Consider the following 15,759-nt stretch of genomic DNA (forward strand, 5'->3'; position numbering starts at 1 on the left):
TAACGAGAGAAAAGTATCATGTCTTTATTTTATCTATTCCATACCTTTTATTGGCGAATACCCTCTATGCAAAAGCCGCGGCTAGGATTTGCTCCTCTAATTGCAATACTTGCTTTACTCTGCGGATGTAAAACTACGCGAAGCGATATTGCTGCTATTCCAAGCCCCGCTGATATGCGCTCTGAAATAAGCGTTAATGGTCGAGTCAGCACGTTGAGACACATTGATATCCAACATGTTGGTAAACAAATTCCGCTGACTTATAGCGATGGAAAAATAGCTAACTCGCGGGGATATGACTGGTGGGTGAGTAAACATTTTGCGCTAAAAAGTGACTTTCCTGAGGACAAAGTAAAACTCTATTTAGAATTATTAGAAATGTCTTACCCTCACTATGTTGAATTGTTTGGTATGGCGCCTGCAGCGATTGATAAAAAGAGAATTGCTGTCGTTTATGGCAGTTCACGCCAACGTACAAAAGAAGCCATGCTGGACGACGGTTTTTTGCGAGGCGTACATAAAACGGCTGGTGGCGAAACCATGTTTTATAACCGCGCAGGGTACAACTTTCCGAGTCATCGCCAGCATCACCAGCGCTACATCGTGATCCATGAAACCATGCATGCGTTTCATATGGCCCTGAACGGTCACTCAACTTGGGCACCCAACTGGATCACTGAGGGGATGGCAGATGCCATTGCAAGCCACGTATATGATCCAAATAAAAAACAGTTAACTGTAATGGTTTTCGACCGTGCTCCAATGAACTATCTGCACTTAGGTTTACAGCAGTATCACCAAAATGGACAGCCATCTTTTGAAGCAATCAATGATGATCCATCACTCAAACGCGGGCTCAACTTTTTTATCGTACATTTTTTATTGAGCGATCCTGAGCGATATCAATATTTTAAACGCTTTATCAGCAAATTAATGGAAGCAAACCCCCACTCTGAAAATACCTTGCCAACTGCCAATGCACTCTTAAAACAGACCTTCCCCAATTGGCCCCAGCTTGAACAGCAGTTTGCAGCATTTGTGCGCTCTGCCACACCAAGTTTTTATATTGTCGATGGGCCTTGGGAGCAAAACGGTGCCACATATTGGCTCAGAAATACCGAAAACAAAACACTTAATCGTCTTGACATTCATCCAAACTTTTCTTCTACACATGTCGTGATGGATTTTCCCGCATCAGATAAAACACCTCTAATCAACTCACTTGATGAGAATAGTGTTGCAGCACAAATCGACTTCGAGCCGGAGCAGATTAGACGTGGGGAAATTGGCGTTGCGTTAATCGCTGATTTAACAAACCAAAGCTTAGATGCGCGTCTTGGACGCTCTAAAGTTGAAGAAGTTGATTTTAGTAAAGACAACTTACTGCAATTTACCCTTCAAGAAGGAGTAAAGTTAACGGTCTCAAGCAATCAAGCATTGTTTTCCTCGAAGTCTATCGCACTGCTGCCGCAATTACGCATGGATATCAAGCAATATCATCAACTTGCGCTCACGCTTTCAAAGCAGGACGATGCGCTAGTTATTAAAATGAAAACACAACATCATGAGCAACTGGCTAGGTTACAATTGAGCCAAATCGACATTTCAGCGCTTAGCTTGCAAAAAATCAGTCTTCTTGGCCGAAATAATAATCATAGAATAGCGCCCTACTTTGCCGCGCATGATTACTTGATCACGAATGAACAAACCACTAATCCCTGGCACTTTAAAGGTGCATCGCTACTGCGCAGAGCCTTTAACACCTGTGTGGAATATAGTGCTCAGTTAAGTGACTGTATGACCCCACTTCGCGAAATATTTAACAAACAGAAATCAAGGACAGTCACTGAAACTGAGAATAAAACCCTCAATCACTTGATGCAAAGTTGGCAATCAACACTTGGCGACGATGCGCTCTTTACGCTAAGTGGTATCAACACCCAAAGCTATTTTTCTGATGGAATGCACTATCTTTACGTCAACAACCCCGGTAAGCATGCTGTTGCGCTAACTTACGGTAACTACAAAAAAATTCTAGCTTCAGGTGAACACCGTGTTCTATTGCCAAAACATACTTTTCAGAACTTAGTGATTAGTTGGAACGGATTAACACAACAAAAGCCTCTTCTAACGTCAGAGAAACCTTTTGATGGGGTAAAAATGGAAGTCACTGTTCGTGACAATATTACCATCACGCTAACCGGTCCCTATTCAGGTGCATCGAGTGGTATATTACGCGTCGATTTTACTCCATTTCAATCATTTCAAAATGAAGGTTCACTTTGGCAGCAGCCTGTTACTTTCTTACCTTATCAAACACAAGTAATTGAAGTATATAAGTTACAAGGATTGAAAAATGGATTACTTGAGATCACGGGTGAGTTTGACGTTGATGGTGAACCGATTAGGCTGGTTAAAATAATCAATTTGTAGAAACAATTAATTGGAAGTCTGAAAAGCCAAATAAAGTAAGACCGATGGTTTTGTGCAAATAAGATTGAGTGTTTCATACAACGTGCACGACTAACTGCTCCCTCAACCTGAGCGAGCAGTTAAACACTTACAACCGGATTAAATTGGCCATTTACGTTAGTTCATATTACGTAAAAAGTCGCTGGCTTTGCGAAATATTACTTCGTCGCCTTAAATTGCGTTGCTCACAATAAGCCTCTATCGAATCTGCTCTACCAATCGCACCGTGAAAAGTTTGCTCAAGCTGGGTAGTAAGTTGAAACCAATTACATGCTTCTAGACCTAATTGTTCCAAAATAGATTTTTGACGCGGTTCGATAAACCCGGGTTTACCAGCACGAATACACCTCCCTGTTGAATCAACTAAGTCTAGGTATGACCGTAATTCAAAAGGAATTCCTTTGTGTACATGTCTTTTGGTATTTCCTAAAAACCGCGCTAGATAATTCGGCTGTTTGCATCTTTTTGCAAACTCACACCTAAGTTTTATACTGGTGTGTTCTGAATCTTCTAGGTTACTAGCCAATTTTGCACGAATGGGGTTTAAGTCTACGTAAGCCATGCATGCTAACAAGGCTGAAGCATCAAGCAAGGCCTGAGATTTAAATCTCCCTTCCCAAAAGTGTCCGGTACATTCATCCTCTTGATTAGCACGTCGAGCGATGTGCTCATTGAGCCCTCTCATAAACCAGCTAATACTCGCTAAGCGGCTTCTATATTCATTGATTTCTTTGCTTAATTCACTTTTTTGCCCTTCGTTTAAGCATTCACCTTGTAAAAATTGCTGAGCGTGTGAAGATACTTTATAAAGCTTGCTCCAGCGTAGTAAAATAGCTTTATCATTGAGCCTTTGTGCTTTTTTATCATCGATATACAACACCACATGGGTGTGATTAGGCATTACCGCGTAAGCACAAACATCCAAGCAAAATATTTTGGCTAGAGAGAGTAAACGCGTTTCAACCCAACCCCTCCGATGCTCATAAGACTTTCCTGTCAACATATCTTCACCACACAAAAAAGCACGGCGGACGCAACGTGACACACAATGATAGTAACGCGTATTTGACAAGTTGATTTGATACTTTCTAGCTAAGCCCATTGTTCTCTCCTTGAACGTATCAATGCTAATCGAAGAAATTAAAGCTTAGACCATGTCGCAAATTTGTAAACATTTGCATCTGTTCATGCCTGTCCTTAGTTGCATGCTACCAGTTATCACCTACTCCTTGATACTTAAATACAGCAAACGCTAACCTCCTTATGCTGGTTCGGAGAATGAGCGAGGTTCCTGTCTTAACGCAAATGCCTAGTTAGCAAGTTTTAGGAGCAACATCAAACCGTGCTCCACTATGAATAATTTATGCGATCACCATGAGCGATTGGGATTGGATACCAGCAGTTAATTTTATCACTAACTTCAAGCAAAATATTAGTTATTCGAACTTTAGTTAATTAAATTGGATGTCCTTTAAAGTGCGTTTTACAAATGGTGCTTTAGCTTTTCCATACTCATCTTGAGAAGCTATACCTTGCGATATTACCAATTGCTTCTGAGTTTCATACTCCGCACGCGCGTTAGGGTTGCTAAGCATATAAGCTTTAAATTTTTCTTGCTTTATATGTTCTTCACTTCCTTTTTCAATAGCATGCGCATGCACTTGAAACAACTCACCTTGATACATCACCGCGATGTCTTTTCTAGGACGAGTATCAGGAAATGGATTATCGCTGTGCTGATCTTTAAAGCCTAAATTTTTAAGATGTTCAACTGCTTGCGTTAATTGCTCGGGTTTGTATAACACAGAGATATCGATGATCCCTTTGCCAGCAACCTTAAAAGAGCTTGAACCAAAGTGTAGAAATTCAAGTTCAGGGTGTGCTAATGCCACCATCACTTCTTCTGCCACTTCAACAAATATTTCACGCCATGGATTAAAGCTAGCTGGGACTAATTGGTAAGGGATGAATTCAATTTTTGACATGCCTGTCCTTTTAAGTTTTTATATAAATAATTAGAACCAATAAACTGGGTAATGCCGCTTGGGGTTGCGCGACATATTGTTCACAGACAGCGCGACCAACAACATCAGCAGAGCCCCCACCAACACGGGATAAAATGCATACATATATCCCAAGTTATGAACAGACTCACCACCAATAATGGCGATTAACGCGGTCGCTCCACCGGGTGGATGCAAGGTTCGAGTAAAGTGCATCACAACAATTGAGAGCGATACCGCAAGCGGTGCTGCAAACAGACTCTCTTCTCCAAGCAAAATAAAAATGCTGACGCCGAGTAAAGCTGAAAAGAAATGCCCGCCCAGTAAATTCCTCGGTTGAGAGAACTCTGCCATAGGAGCGCCATAGAGTAAAACGGCAGTTGCACCAAAAGAGCCAATGAGCAATGCGCTGCCAACACCATATGGTAAAGCGAGGTTAGAAATCACCGTAATCAACAAGATCCCCACCATTGCACCAACCCATGACCAAAGGATTTTCTTAAGCGGTTTTCTCGGAGGACACACACCTTTGGAGGCCATTCTTTTAAAGTAAACTTTCATGCTTCCTAACAATCTTCGAGATTTATCAATGTCATTTTGCCAACGTTTGTATCGCGAGTACCGCCCGCTTAGCATCATTTACGGGTACGAAAATATGATCATGATAGAAGCCCGCAATTACATTCGCGCTAATATCAACATCTTTTAGCGCATTGGAAAATGCAGCCGTTAATCCCACAGCTTCTAGGCTCGAATGCACTTGCAAGGTAATTTTATTCATCACACAGCTGTAATCCAATCCATGCTCGTCTGCCATTTGCTTGGTGACTACCAGCGTTAACCCCTCGCGCTCCATAAAGGTCGCAATTGGATTGAAAATCACGCACTCAGCGAGGCTTTTTTGCGCTGTACAAAATACAAAAGGTGTTTCATCAAGCGTCGGGGAAATGTCTTTTAATAATTGAGATAAATCGCTAATACCCGTCACAAGTTACCTCCCGATGTTGTTGATAAATCGCGGCTAGGTTCAAATGCATCATAACGAGGAAGCGGCGCGTCCAAGTCCTCCCAATTGGCTTTTGAAGAGACAAAATTATGTGATATTGGCCGCTCTTTGATATCCGAGTCCAAAATGCCAAGTCTTAACCTCACCCGCTTTGGATCGCTTTCATTCGAACTAAAAATTGGACTTGCACAATGTTTGCAAAAATGACGCTTTCTTCCAGGTTTAAACTCGAAGATGTTCAGTGCCTCTTCGCCACTTAGAATCACAAAATCACTCCACAGCACAAAGCCATTGGTCGCATAAGCTGTGCCTGTAGACTTACGACACAAGGAGCAATGACAGTGAATGATATCGCTGATTGGTCCACGGATCTCAACTTGAACCGCTTTACACAAACAACTCGCCTTGTAAGCCATACCTACCCCTTTGTGTTTCTGGTGATCCAAGTATCCAATTGATTGGCGAAATTTTGCTTATCAGCTTGAGACAAAGGTGGTGGCCCTTGAGTTTGTACGCCGCTGGCACGCATCGTGTCCATAAAGTCACGAATATTTAAGCGAGATTTTATGTTTTCTTTCGTCAGCAATTCACCGCGCGTGTTAAGTGCGGTGCACTTTTTCTCAATGACTTCGTCTGCAAGTGGAATGTCGCCAGTAATAACCAAATCACCTTCATTAACGCGCTTCACGATTTCGTTATCCGCAATATCAAATCCCTTTGGAACCTGAAGCTTTTGAATAAAAGGAGACGGAGGGGTTTTTAGATATTGATTTGCAACCAATGTAACCGTGGTAGAAGTACGCACTGCAGCGCGAAACAGCATTTCTTTTATCACCACGGGACAGGCATCGGCATCTACCCATATTTGTTTTGCCATAACAACTCTTTTAAATTTAAATTGGCTAGAGAATACTAAATTTAGGGATTAGGTTCACGCCTAAAATGAAACTCATATTCATCGTCAGCAAACTGCACAAATCCCAACTTTTCGTATAAACGCTTCGCGGGATTCGCTTTAAGCACCGTCAATACCCAAGGCAATGTTGAGTGGTTTTCTATCAAGCTTTTAATGACTTGTGCACCGAGCCCCTTTCCTTGTTGCTGGGGCTCTATTTGCAGCTGAAAGAGGTAATAGTCATGTTCACGTTGCTTAAACTTAGCCAAGCCAACACACTTTTCATTTATATAAATCAAATGTGAGCTTGGGTATTCGTATAATACTCTGGCTTTATGTTCAGCGTCAGTCAAACACAGTCTGGCATTTTCTAAGTGCGGCACCATGGTCGCTTTACGCAGCGCCACTAGGTAGTCAAAGTCACTTTCTTTTGCCTGTATGAAGTGAATCTTATTCGTCCTCAATTTCGAATATTCCTCTTGCGTAAAGTACACCAAACCCAGATACGATGACATTCGTATCCGTCACTTCACAAAATAGCTCACCGCCACGTTTTGAAGCCTGATGTGCATGAAGTTTCTGTTTGTTTAGCGCCTTTGCCCAATATGGCGCTAACCCGGCATGAATTGAACCGGTAACCGGATCTTCATCGCCCCCGTTGGCGGGCCAAAAGTAGCGCGACACAAAATCAACTTCATCACCTTTTGCAGTCACCACAACATCAAAAGGCGCAAGGGTTTTCAGTTTATCGCTGTCGTACTCACAGCTGCGTACTTGCTGCTCAGTCTCAACAATCACAAAATACGCTTGGCGATTTTTAAGTACCCGCGTCGGTGTTACGTTAAGCCCTTCCAGCAGTGCATCGGGGGCTTCAGTTAACTCAGGGACTAAGTTCGGAAATTCCATCACAATGCGACCATCAGCCACTTGCTTAACAGCGAGTGTCCCGACTTCTTGGGTTTGAAATTTTATCTCTCCTGACTTTCCCTTGTGATTAAAAAGCACATACGCCGCGGCAAGCGTGGCATGACCACAAAAGTCAATTTCAGTAATTGGAGAAAACCACCGGATCTCATAATGATTGTTACCAATTGGCTTCAAAAAGGCGGTTTCGGAAAGGTTATTTTCGATGGCTATCTGCTGCATTAAGCCGTCGCTAAGCCAATTTTCAAGCTCAACGATTGCAGCGTTGTTACCACCGAAACGTTTACGCGTAAATGCGTCAACCACAAAATACTCAACTTGCATCTTTTACTCCTTTCAGAAACACCTAAAAACACAGTATAATTTACTGTAATTAGAAGCGAATACAACTTAAATAAACGTGTATTGAGGTTGATCTGTGTGGCCATGATACACGTAATTAAAATGAGTAGAACCAAGTCGAGGCTTATATGTTTACAGATGCTACCTTATCAATTTTATGTTTATATTCATTAGCAATGTTTGTCACTAGCCTGCTAATGATAGCGACAGCCCCTAAAACTGATGATGAGAAACGCAAACAAACCATCACTGAGTACACTATGTTTGCACTTGCATCTGTTGCCGTATTTTTTGTGTCGTTTTACACGCTGTAACTGCCAGTTGGGTCATCTCGGTTGATGGCCCATGATCATGTCCTTTGGGCCTACTTTCCACTTTCAACCATTGCTTTTATCTTTAACGCCTTTTCGAAGTGGTCTAGTTCGTGAGTTTGTATCCACCAAGTTGCCGCTTCCATAAGTAATGCAGGGTCCGTGTTTTTATTGGCAAAAAAAGCGTAAAATGATACGCCAACGTTATCTCCTTTTTGTGCGATTTTTTTATCACATACTTCTATTATCTTGCTTCTTAGTGCCGCGCGCATTTTTGGTTAAATCCATACATCATGATCTGCGATAAGTGTACCACCAACATCATCGCTATTCACCACTCCACGCGGCTCTCCCCCTTAGGGTTGATTATCATTTCATCGGTGCACAAGATTAATCTTCTTCACAAGCTTCCCTCTCCCTTACGTCTAGTTCGGTGAAACTATTTCTAAACGTAAAGGCATAAGCCGAATCTCCAAAACGACGCAGGTAATCGAGTCTTTCTTTGGCCTCATCTAGTGTCGGGACATGGCCCTCTTCAACCCACCATAACACGTAAGTTTCCTGTTCAGCGCGGTGAAACCATTCTTTTTTACGCGCCAAAAATTCCTTATGCGCGGTTTTAAACATAAAATCTTTGAGCGCTTGCTCCGACTGCCATACAGACATATTCACGATAATATTTGGATCATCAAACGCCTTAATCTCTGTTGCATTACCGGTTTCATCTTTCAAGCGCCAAATAAAGCCAGGGCTTTGCTCTGCGAGTAAATTAATGCGGTCTAAATTTTCTACAAAATATTGAATTTCTGGCGCATCCATTTGGTATTTAGCGGTGGCTATATTGAGTTGTGCTAATTGCATCGACGGCTTTTCCTTGTGGTGAGTTGCTACATTCTCCCAAACTTAACAATCATACTACTGTTTGCTCGCCGCCAAGTTAAGACAAAATTTAACCAAATAGAGATTTTTCACCTTCTACATTTCTGGAAATGGATGCATATTGATGTATTGCACTATACGAGGTGCGTTTGCTGTGTTCGCGCTGCCACCATGGGGTAAAAATTGATGCCAAATCACCATATCTCCGGCATTGGCTGCAATTGCTTTGGAACCCAGTTGATGTAAGTATTCTGTGTTTGGAACACATGGATCCCATGGAGCCGTTGCAAGCCATGACTCTAGCTTTGTATGAAATCCTGGTACAACCGTTGTTGCACCCTGTTTTTCTTCAGTGTCTGATAGATACAAAATTCCTTGCGTGCCAAACTTGAGTTGCTTAGAGAAATCTAAATCCCAATGTAGATCAGGACCTTGAAAGCTACATTGTGCAGTTTCAGGCGGGTTGAAACCACACTGATCGGCTGAAACTATCAGTTGTTCGCTTTGCCATAACTGGCTAAAGGCCTTATGAATTCTTATTGAATTCCGATTGTCTTCCAGTGCTTTATGTTGTACTAAATGCACCATACTTCGACTCATTTTTTCTTGGTTAACCTTATACCAAGTCTTTGGATCTGCTAATTCAATCTCCAAATAGTCTTGGATGGCGTTTCTCGCATTAGCACAGCCTTCAGCACTCACTGCATTCTTAACGATGACATAGCCGTTGTCCTGCCAGCATTTCAGGTCGTCCTCAGTGAGTACATCCGGCATATTTTGAACAGCAGCTATTTTTTCTTGATAACTGCCGGGGCAAGGCATATGACAGGTGACATGTTTTAGCAGTGCTATCTTTTCACTACTTGGCTGAGCAATTGTTACAATTGCATCAATAAAGCTATCGTAATCATGAGCATATTGAAACTGTAACTGATGTGCTTGAGATAAACTTAAGCCCAGTATGTCAAAAGTCGCTTTATATAATTCGAAACTAACTGGCTCTACCTGCTGCTGTTTATTTGTAAAAGTGCCGTTGGCCTGAAGCCAGATTTTTTTGAGTGTGGATAAATGATAAAGCGCTAGAGCAAGGTTTACATCGCACATTATTTTACAACCATCCTTTAAATTAGAGTTGTGTGTTCCCTCCTTAAAATTTTATTACAAAGACGTTTTTTTTCAATTTTTACCGCTTACACCTCATTACACTATACGTATCACTAAACATGAGGATTCAGAAATGAAAAGAGCAGACTACTTCAATCAGGCACCTGAGCTTATTCAGCACTTATTGGGACAAGAGGAATTATTAAAACAGCAGGCACATACAACTTTTGGAGTCACAATCTGGGAGCTCGTTAAACTTAGAGCATCACAAATCAATCAATGCGCTTTTTGTATTGCAATGCACACTAAACAGGCACTAGAGTATGGTGAAACCACTAATCGAATTATTGGATTAAGTGCATGGCAAGACATGCCGTTATACACCAATAAAGAAAAACTGGCATTAGCGCTTTGTGAAAAGCTGACAAACGCACAAATGATTGACGACGCTTTTTATCAAACACTCAATGTAGAATTTGATGATAAAGCTTTGACTACGTTAACTATCGCTATTAATGCCATCAACAGCTGGAATCGGATCGTGAAAATGTTTAAGCCGAATGTAGAGTTCAATGAGCACAGATCTAACGCTTGAATTAATAAACCCAACAGGTGAAATCGCTAACTATGTGCAAGCTATCTGGTTTGCACAATCACACAAGCGCGGAGAAACTTGGCTTCCAAGCGACGGGGCAACTGGATTTATCTTCCCTCTTCGTGGGCTCGTTAGTTTCAACGACAATCAGCTCACAGCCCCCTTTTATCTACAACCAATTGCCATTCAGTCTAGCAAAGTCAGCTATTCTGAACAGGCATGTTTTTTCGGGATCCGCTTTAAACCCGCGGGACTGGCATTTCTGAAAACGCTGCAACATCCTATAGCAAATCCCAAAAATATATTGCCCTTGTTGAACACGCTACAAAAAAGTAGTGCCAACCTGACAGCATTACTTCAACTCCTAGAACCAATATTGAATATGCCAATTCCTCGACACAATTCTATCCTACATACCCAAACACTCCTTGAGCATATTGTTTCAATGACTCCTTTAGAGCAAGCATATGCTCAAACTCCGATCGGAAAACGGCAATTAGAGAGACAAGTTAAAACACATTGTGGGATTACCCCTAAACATTTAGCTCGCATTTATAGAGTTCGATTGGCTAAACAAAAACTGAGAGAAACACCTGACATTAACATCGCTCAACTCGCACTAGATTGCGGCTACGCTGATCAATCTCATCTTATTCGCGAATTTAAAACTATCTTTCAGATCACACCGGCAAAATACACAAAGCGACTAAAAGCTGCAGACACAACGTTACCTGCAGCTCGGTAAATTTTTCAACGACCAAGAATATAAAAGCAAGGTGAATTCATTGCTACTTATTCGCGCAACGTGCTACCAAGGTTTCGCTTAAAAATTGATTTACCTCGGTTTGCACTTTTTTGTTAAAGCTATAGTGACCCGAGTTAAGTGCGATATGTTTAAATGGATGAGAAAAACTAGCTTCGCGTAAATCAGCTTCAATATATCCGGCCATTTTGTACGATGGCCAAATTTCATCGTGTTTGGCAGAGACCAGTAGCACTGGCCCATTGGTGTTTTCAACCGGGATGCGAGCGGCTGCAATTGCTTCAGGCGTTGCCTCTGCCAATGCAGCCTCAAAGGCAGGTGTAAACTCTCCCGTTACGTTCCCCTTTTGCATTTTCCATGACAACAGGGGTGCATCAATGTAGTCCAGAGCATTGCCGCTAAGCATCCAACTCGAGCGAGAAGACAAGGTTTTAACAGCATTCCAGCTTACGTGACTAGGCATGACGGACACTACATGGTTTATCTCATCAAAGTGCGCACCGAGTAATAACGCAAGCTCCGCTCCTTTAGAAAAACCATACACCGCCACGCAATTTGGGTTTATCTTTGGGTCTGCACTCAATGCTTTTATCCGTTTGGCTATATCATCCAAAGATAATTCAGCTGCACTGCTCGATGTATTTTCAGTGCCATAATAACCAAGTGCAGCTACTGAGACACCAATATCATTAAATCCATCTAAAAATGGTTTCCACTGAGGATTAGCGAGTGTATTCCCCCCTTCGCTGCCACCTAACACCACAACCAATGGATGAGTCTGACCATCATCGATAAACTGACGTTTAACATCTGGTATAGTCGTGTTTGAACAGGCCGCAAGAAGCCCTACCAAAGAAAATGGCATTATAGTTTTCATCATTTTATTACCTTTTTGAGTTAGCTGAGCCCTATGTTGCTCAGTTGTTGTTTGAGTAGTTTTGCACCACCTCGGCTAGTCACAACTTGTAAATTGCTATCTCGCAACTTGACAAGGTAACCCCCAGTAACCCAGCGTTCAAACGCAGTTATCGCGCTTTGGTTTACAATGGCATTACGGTGAACTCTTAAGAAATGTGTTGGCAATTGCTGTTGGATCTCCTCAAGGGAGCCATCAATGGGATATTGCTGTCCATTACTAAACGCAATGGCTTGACCGTATTCTAGCTTTATAAGTTCGATACTGCTGACATCAATTAGTGATGTTTTCCCCGCCACCTTACTCGTTAAAGTAGTGGCGAATCCTGTCGCGATAACACGATTAACTCTTGATAACGCTAGGGCTAAGCGTTCAGTACTATACGGTTTGAGCAAATAATCAACCGCGCCGAGCGTAAAAGCCTCAACCGCAAACTCACTGTAGGCCGTGGTAAAAATTATCGCACCTGAAAACCCCGCCCCTTGAAGTTTCTCGACCAGAGTAACACCATTGCATTCTGGCAAGTTAATATCGACAAAGACAATATCTATCGCAAGTTCTCGATATGTATCAAGAAATACTAATGGCGTGTTACAAGTCAGTACCAGATTGTACTTGGTGATCTGGCTAAGTTGTTCCGTTAATTTATCAATGGCTGGTTGCTCATCTTCCACAATAGCAATGTTCAACATTCCTTTGCTCCTCGTGTGAGTGAAAAGCTGACAACCGCACCACCTGTGTGCATGTCGTTACCAAGCCTAAGTTCAGCATTTTCTTCTAACTTTAACCGTGAGCGCGTGATCGAAAGACCGAGTCCCGCATCTGACGAACTCAATATGTCCCGCTCCTTAAAGCCCACCCCGTTGTCACTGATTTTAAACACTAACTGGTTCGCTAACTTTTTGATTAATACATCAATGTGAAGCGGCCTACTGTTGCCATGTTTTACTGCATTTTCCAAAAGCGGCTGTAAAATCATTGGCGGTATTACTTCGCTCAATAATGCATCGTCGATATCAAAGTCGATGATAAGCGCATCCCCAAACCGGCTTTGCTCTATCTCGCACCATTGATTTAGTGCAATTAGCTCATCAGCAACGGACACTTTGCTCGGTATTTTTCCGCTTGTCACAGAATGCGTTAATGAATATCTTAATACCGCAGCGAGATTATGAACCAAAGACCGTGCTGCTTCTGGTTGATTTGGTACAAAGGCTGCAATTGTGTTGAGGCTGTTGAACATAAAGTGCGGGTTTAACTGACTGTGCAATAACTTAATTTCAGCAAGTTGGCGAAGCTGTTTTTCTTGTTTTAACAACTTTTGGGAAAGGTAGAACTTAATCACCACAAAAATACCGCTAGACCAAGGCAGTGCGATGGTTAGCGCCTCAAACAGTGAAAATGCATGGGTATTTAACATTCCACTTCTGAGTACACCCCAACATAAACAGCCCATTACCATCAGTCCATAAAAGCCGATATATTGCAGCGGCCAATTGCCTATCTTGAAACGGATGATGAGTACGTAACTTATCACCATAGGTAACCAGTAGAGGAACACAACCGCCAAAAGAGAAGAAAGCGCGATATTTGCCGACAACAACATGCCCCGCTGCACCCAATCGGTAAGACTGATAGCAAAACTTATTGCGGCAACGATGGCTAAAATCGCGAATTGTTCATTTCGCTGCAATGTGAGATTGACCATAATCAATACAAATAGTGACTGAATACGTTCATGGTACGCATTTAGCGTCGAAAAGCACTCTGAATATTGCTGAATGGTCGCTTTTCAATGCTAAATGGTTATCTGTATTAGTCCACACTTTTACATCCAAGTTAAAGTGCTAAAAAATAGATTAACTTGCTTTAAATCTTAAACACTTGAGGCTGCTTTGCTCATCAATGTCTTTAAATTCAAGTGGGTTTTGTAAACGTTCAACAAATGTGAGCGTTGGTGCCTCTCTGGTCATTTCATCAATCAGAAATTGGCTTGAAACATCGGGAGAATTCACACACGCCAACACTTGGGCATTTGGCGTAAGTAACTCAGGAAGCTTTCTTAAAATACGTTGATAGTCTTTGGTCAATGCAAAGCTGCCTTTTTGAAAGCTTGGCGGATCAATTACGATAAGGTCGTACGGCCCATATTTACGCACTTTTCCCCAAGATTTAAACAAATCATGGCCTAAAAAAGACACCTTGCTGAGGTCGTGTTCATTGAGTTGGTGGTTGACTCGGCCTTGCTTGAGCGCCGCTTTTGCCATATCTAGATTCACAACATGGGCAGCACCGCCCGCAATCGCCGCAACAGAAAACCCACAAGTATAAGAAAACAGATTAAGTACCCGAGCCCCCGCAGACTGAGTTTTAACAAACTCACGGCCCAAACGCATATCTAAAAACAGTCCCATGTTCTGCTTTACGCCAAGCTTTAGGCCATATTTAAGTCCATTTTCTTCAACGATAGGCATAGCAGTTAATTCACCATACAAGATCTCGAGATCTGAGTCAGGCAAATAACGATGTTGCAGCAAAATAGCAGAGAGTTTTCCGTTAAATGCTTCTGTCTCCACAAGTGATAATAGTGCCTGCTTTAACGACGCAATAAGGTCAACGTCGTGCTCCTTGAATAAAGAGACTAAGAGCTGACCTTGTAACCAATCTACTGTGATTTGTTCAAGCCCTTCATAGCAACGACCACGTCCATGAAATAGACGCCTAAGCTCGTTTGGTACTGCTTGGGTTTGCAGATGATTAAGGAGGGTCGATACAGGGTTTATTGCTGTCATGTCAGTGTCTGGTTATGCGTAAAGTTCGGCATTTTACTTGTTACTTCACAGCAAAAGCAAATGGTTAAGGCCTGCTTATCTTTCACGTTTATTTTTAGCAACAAAGGAAACCAGTCTTATGGACGCCACAACATCGTTGTTGCCCCGCTAAAACCGATTAACCAATTGAGATAAGAAAAATCTTCGTGATGGGAGGCAACAAAGCCCATTCTCATATAAAGCTTTTTTGCTTGGGGGTTAGAATCAATTACATCAAGTCGTAAAGCGTGAAACCCGCTTTGTTTGGTGTAGCGCTGCAGTGCCACTAGAAGCGCAGTGCCAACACCTTGTCCTCTGACCGATTTTGCAACAGCGATGCCGTCCATCACTACTTCATTGGGCGCAGGCTTTCGCTCAAATAGGGTAAACACCGCTGCGGCTTTAACCCCGCCTAGCAAGCCTAATTCATCAATGAGTCCAGTAAAGCCCATATTCGATGTAAAACCGCCTTTGCCATATTGAAAGCCCGCAACCCCCACTAACTTGCCGTCTGCAAAGGCAGCAAAAGAGTATTCTGAGATGAAGCTCTTCGCGATAATAGTGATCAGCTTATTGCGATCCGGCACTGCAGCTTTGAATTTGCTACCAAACGCGTCAACATAAAGCTCAGCAGCCGCTTGTGCATACTCAATGTCCCATCCTTGTGTTATTTCTATTTCCATACTTTACCTCAAGCTAATGTATCGACTTCAATATTAGGTCAAAATTAGCTTAGGTA

The 15,759-nt window shown here is 42.2% G+C and carries 20 protein-coding genes; 4 read left to right on the top strand and 16 right to left on the bottom strand.

Annotated elements, in window-relative coordinates; translation table 11 throughout:
• The first annotated feature begins 18 nt into the window (after window positions 1-18).
• Window positions 19-2,433 carry a hypothetical protein gene (locus ABMY45_RS15525; RefSeq protein ID WP_227387177.1) on the top strand — a complete coding sequence of 805 codons (2,415 nt, stop codon included), beginning with the start codon at window positions 19-21 and terminating at the stop codon, window positions 2,431-2,433.
• Window positions 2,434-2,599: 166 nt separating this feature from the next.
• On the opposite strand, the gene ABMY45_RS15530 is transcribed toward ABMY45_RS15525, so the two are convergent.
• From ABMY45_RS15530 to ABMY45_RS15565, 8 genes are all read right to left on the bottom strand, one after another.
• A complete protein-coding gene (locus ABMY45_RS15530) occupies window positions 2,600-3,574 on the bottom strand; it encodes a transposase (protein ID WP_174168995.1) in 975 nt (324 codons plus the stop codon).
• A 349-nt stretch (window positions 3,575-3,923) separates the two neighbouring features.
• Window positions 3,924-4,457 carry a GrpB family protein gene (locus ABMY45_RS15535; RefSeq protein WP_349289118.1) on the bottom strand — a complete coding sequence of 178 codons (534 nt, stop codon included), beginning with the start codon at window positions 4,455-4,457 and terminating at the stop codon, window positions 3,924-3,926.
• A gap of 30 nt (window positions 4,458-4,487) precedes the next feature.
• Window positions 4,488-5,036 (bottom strand): HPP family protein, encoded by a 549-nt coding sequence (locus ABMY45_RS15540; protein ID WP_010371740.1) that lies wholly within the window; start codon window positions 5,034-5,036, stop codon window positions 4,488-4,490.
• 31 nt (window positions 5,037-5,067) lie between these two features.
• Entirely contained in the window at window positions 5,068-5,463 is a 396-nt protein-coding gene (locus tag ABMY45_RS15545) for an ACT domain-containing protein (protein ID WP_010604570.1), read from the bottom strand.
• Window positions 5,460-5,897: a GFA family protein gene (locus tag ABMY45_RS15550; RefSeq protein WP_174168998.1), complete on the bottom strand. Its 438-nt coding sequence runs from the start codon at window positions 5,895-5,897 to the stop codon at window positions 5,460-5,462. Before ABMY45_RS15550 ends, ABMY45_RS15545 begins: the two co-directional genes overlap by 4 nt.
• Before the next feature lie 2 nt (window positions 5,898-5,899).
• Entirely contained in the window at window positions 5,900-6,358 is a 459-nt protein-coding gene (locus tag ABMY45_RS15555) for a YaiI/YqxD family protein (RefSeq protein WP_010371749.1), read from the bottom strand.
• A gap of 41 nt (window positions 6,359-6,399) precedes the next feature.
• The gene (locus tag ABMY45_RS15560; protein WP_349289119.1) at window positions 6,400-6,840 is read right to left on the bottom strand and encodes a GNAT family N-acetyltransferase; all 441 of its coding nucleotides are present in this window, start codon (window positions 6,838-6,840) and stop codon (window positions 6,400-6,402) included.
• Window positions 6,827-7,624: a PhzF family phenazine biosynthesis protein gene (locus ABMY45_RS15565; RefSeq protein WP_349289120.1), complete on the bottom strand. Its 798-nt coding sequence runs from the start codon at window positions 7,622-7,624 to the stop codon at window positions 6,827-6,829. The genes ABMY45_RS15560 and ABMY45_RS15565 overlap by 14 nt, the downstream gene beginning before the upstream one ends.
• 146 nt (window positions 7,625-7,770) lie before the next feature.
• On the opposite strand from ABMY45_RS15565, the gene ABMY45_RS15570 reads away from it, so the two are divergent.
• Window positions 7,771-7,956, top strand: a complete 186-nt coding sequence (locus tag ABMY45_RS15570; RefSeq protein WP_010604566.1) for a hypothetical protein — start codon at window positions 7,771-7,773, stop codon at window positions 7,954-7,956.
• Between the two features lie 50 nt (window positions 7,957-8,006).
• Here the strand turns inward: ABMY45_RS15570 and ABMY45_RS15575 are convergent, their stop codons facing one another.
• The 3 genes from ABMY45_RS15575 to ABMY45_RS15585 form a co-directional block, all read right to left on the bottom strand.
• Window positions 8,007-8,225 (bottom strand): DUF6500 family protein, encoded by a 219-nt coding sequence (locus ABMY45_RS15575; protein ID WP_010371761.1) that lies wholly within the window; start codon window positions 8,223-8,225, stop codon window positions 8,007-8,009.
• A 118-nt stretch (window positions 8,226-8,343) separates the two neighbouring features.
• Entirely contained in the window at window positions 8,344-8,814 is a 471-nt protein-coding gene (locus tag ABMY45_RS15580) for a DUF3291 domain-containing protein (protein ID WP_349289121.1), read from the bottom strand.
• Window positions 8,815-8,928: 114 nt separating this feature from the next.
• A complete protein-coding gene (locus ABMY45_RS15585) occupies window positions 8,929-9,936 on the bottom strand; it encodes a phytanoyl-CoA dioxygenase family protein (protein ID WP_349289122.1) in 1,008 nt (335 codons plus the stop codon).
• Window positions 9,937-10,069: 133 nt separating this feature from the next.
• On the opposite strand from ABMY45_RS15585, the gene ABMY45_RS15590 reads away from it, so the two are divergent.
• The gene (locus tag ABMY45_RS15590) at window positions 10,070-10,531 is read left to right on the top strand and encodes a carboxymuconolactone decarboxylase family protein (RefSeq protein ID WP_349289123.1); all 462 of its coding nucleotides are present in this window, start codon (window positions 10,070-10,072) and stop codon (window positions 10,529-10,531) included.
• Window positions 10,509-11,276 carry a helix-turn-helix domain-containing protein gene (locus ABMY45_RS15595; RefSeq protein ID WP_349289124.1) on the top strand — a complete coding sequence of 256 codons (768 nt, stop codon included), beginning with the start codon at window positions 10,509-10,511 and terminating at the stop codon, window positions 11,274-11,276. Before ABMY45_RS15590 ends, ABMY45_RS15595 begins: the two co-directional genes overlap by 23 nt.
• 43 nt (window positions 11,277-11,319) lie before the next feature.
• On the opposite strand, the gene ABMY45_RS15600 is transcribed toward ABMY45_RS15595, so the two are convergent.
• From ABMY45_RS15600 to ABMY45_RS15620, 5 genes are all read right to left on the bottom strand, one after another.
• The gene (locus ABMY45_RS15600) at window positions 11,320-12,174 is read right to left on the bottom strand and encodes an acyl-CoA thioester hydrolase/BAAT C-terminal domain-containing protein (RefSeq protein WP_095727840.1); all 855 of its coding nucleotides are present in this window, start codon (window positions 12,172-12,174) and stop codon (window positions 11,320-11,322) included.
• A gap of 17 nt (window positions 12,175-12,191) precedes the next feature.
• A complete protein-coding gene (locus tag ABMY45_RS15605; RefSeq protein ID WP_349289125.1) occupies window positions 12,192-12,902 on the bottom strand; it encodes a LytTR family DNA-binding domain-containing protein in 711 nt (236 codons plus the stop codon).
• The gene (locus ABMY45_RS15610; RefSeq protein ID WP_010371779.1) at window positions 12,896-13,918 is read right to left on the bottom strand and encodes a histidine kinase; all 1,023 of its coding nucleotides are present in this window, start codon (window positions 13,916-13,918) and stop codon (window positions 12,896-12,898) included. The genes ABMY45_RS15605 and ABMY45_RS15610 overlap by 7 nt, the downstream gene beginning before the upstream one ends.
• 151 nt (window positions 13,919-14,069) lie before the next feature.
• Complete coding sequence (locus tag ABMY45_RS15615; protein WP_349289126.1) at window positions 14,070-15,002, bottom strand: class I SAM-dependent methyltransferase; 933 nt, start codon at window positions 15,000-15,002, stop codon at window positions 14,070-14,072.
• 116 nt (window positions 15,003-15,118) lie between these two features.
• Entirely contained in the window at window positions 15,119-15,703 is a 585-nt protein-coding gene (locus tag ABMY45_RS15620; RefSeq protein WP_010604556.1) for a GNAT family N-acetyltransferase, read from the bottom strand.
• Window positions 15,704-15,759 lie beyond the last annotated feature (56 nt).

It is taken from the genome of Pseudoalteromonas sp. XMcav11-Q (genome assembly GCF_040104525.1).
In the GTDB taxonomy this organism is placed as follows: Bacteria; Pseudomonadota; Gammaproteobacteria; order Enterobacterales; family Alteromonadaceae; genus Pseudoalteromonas.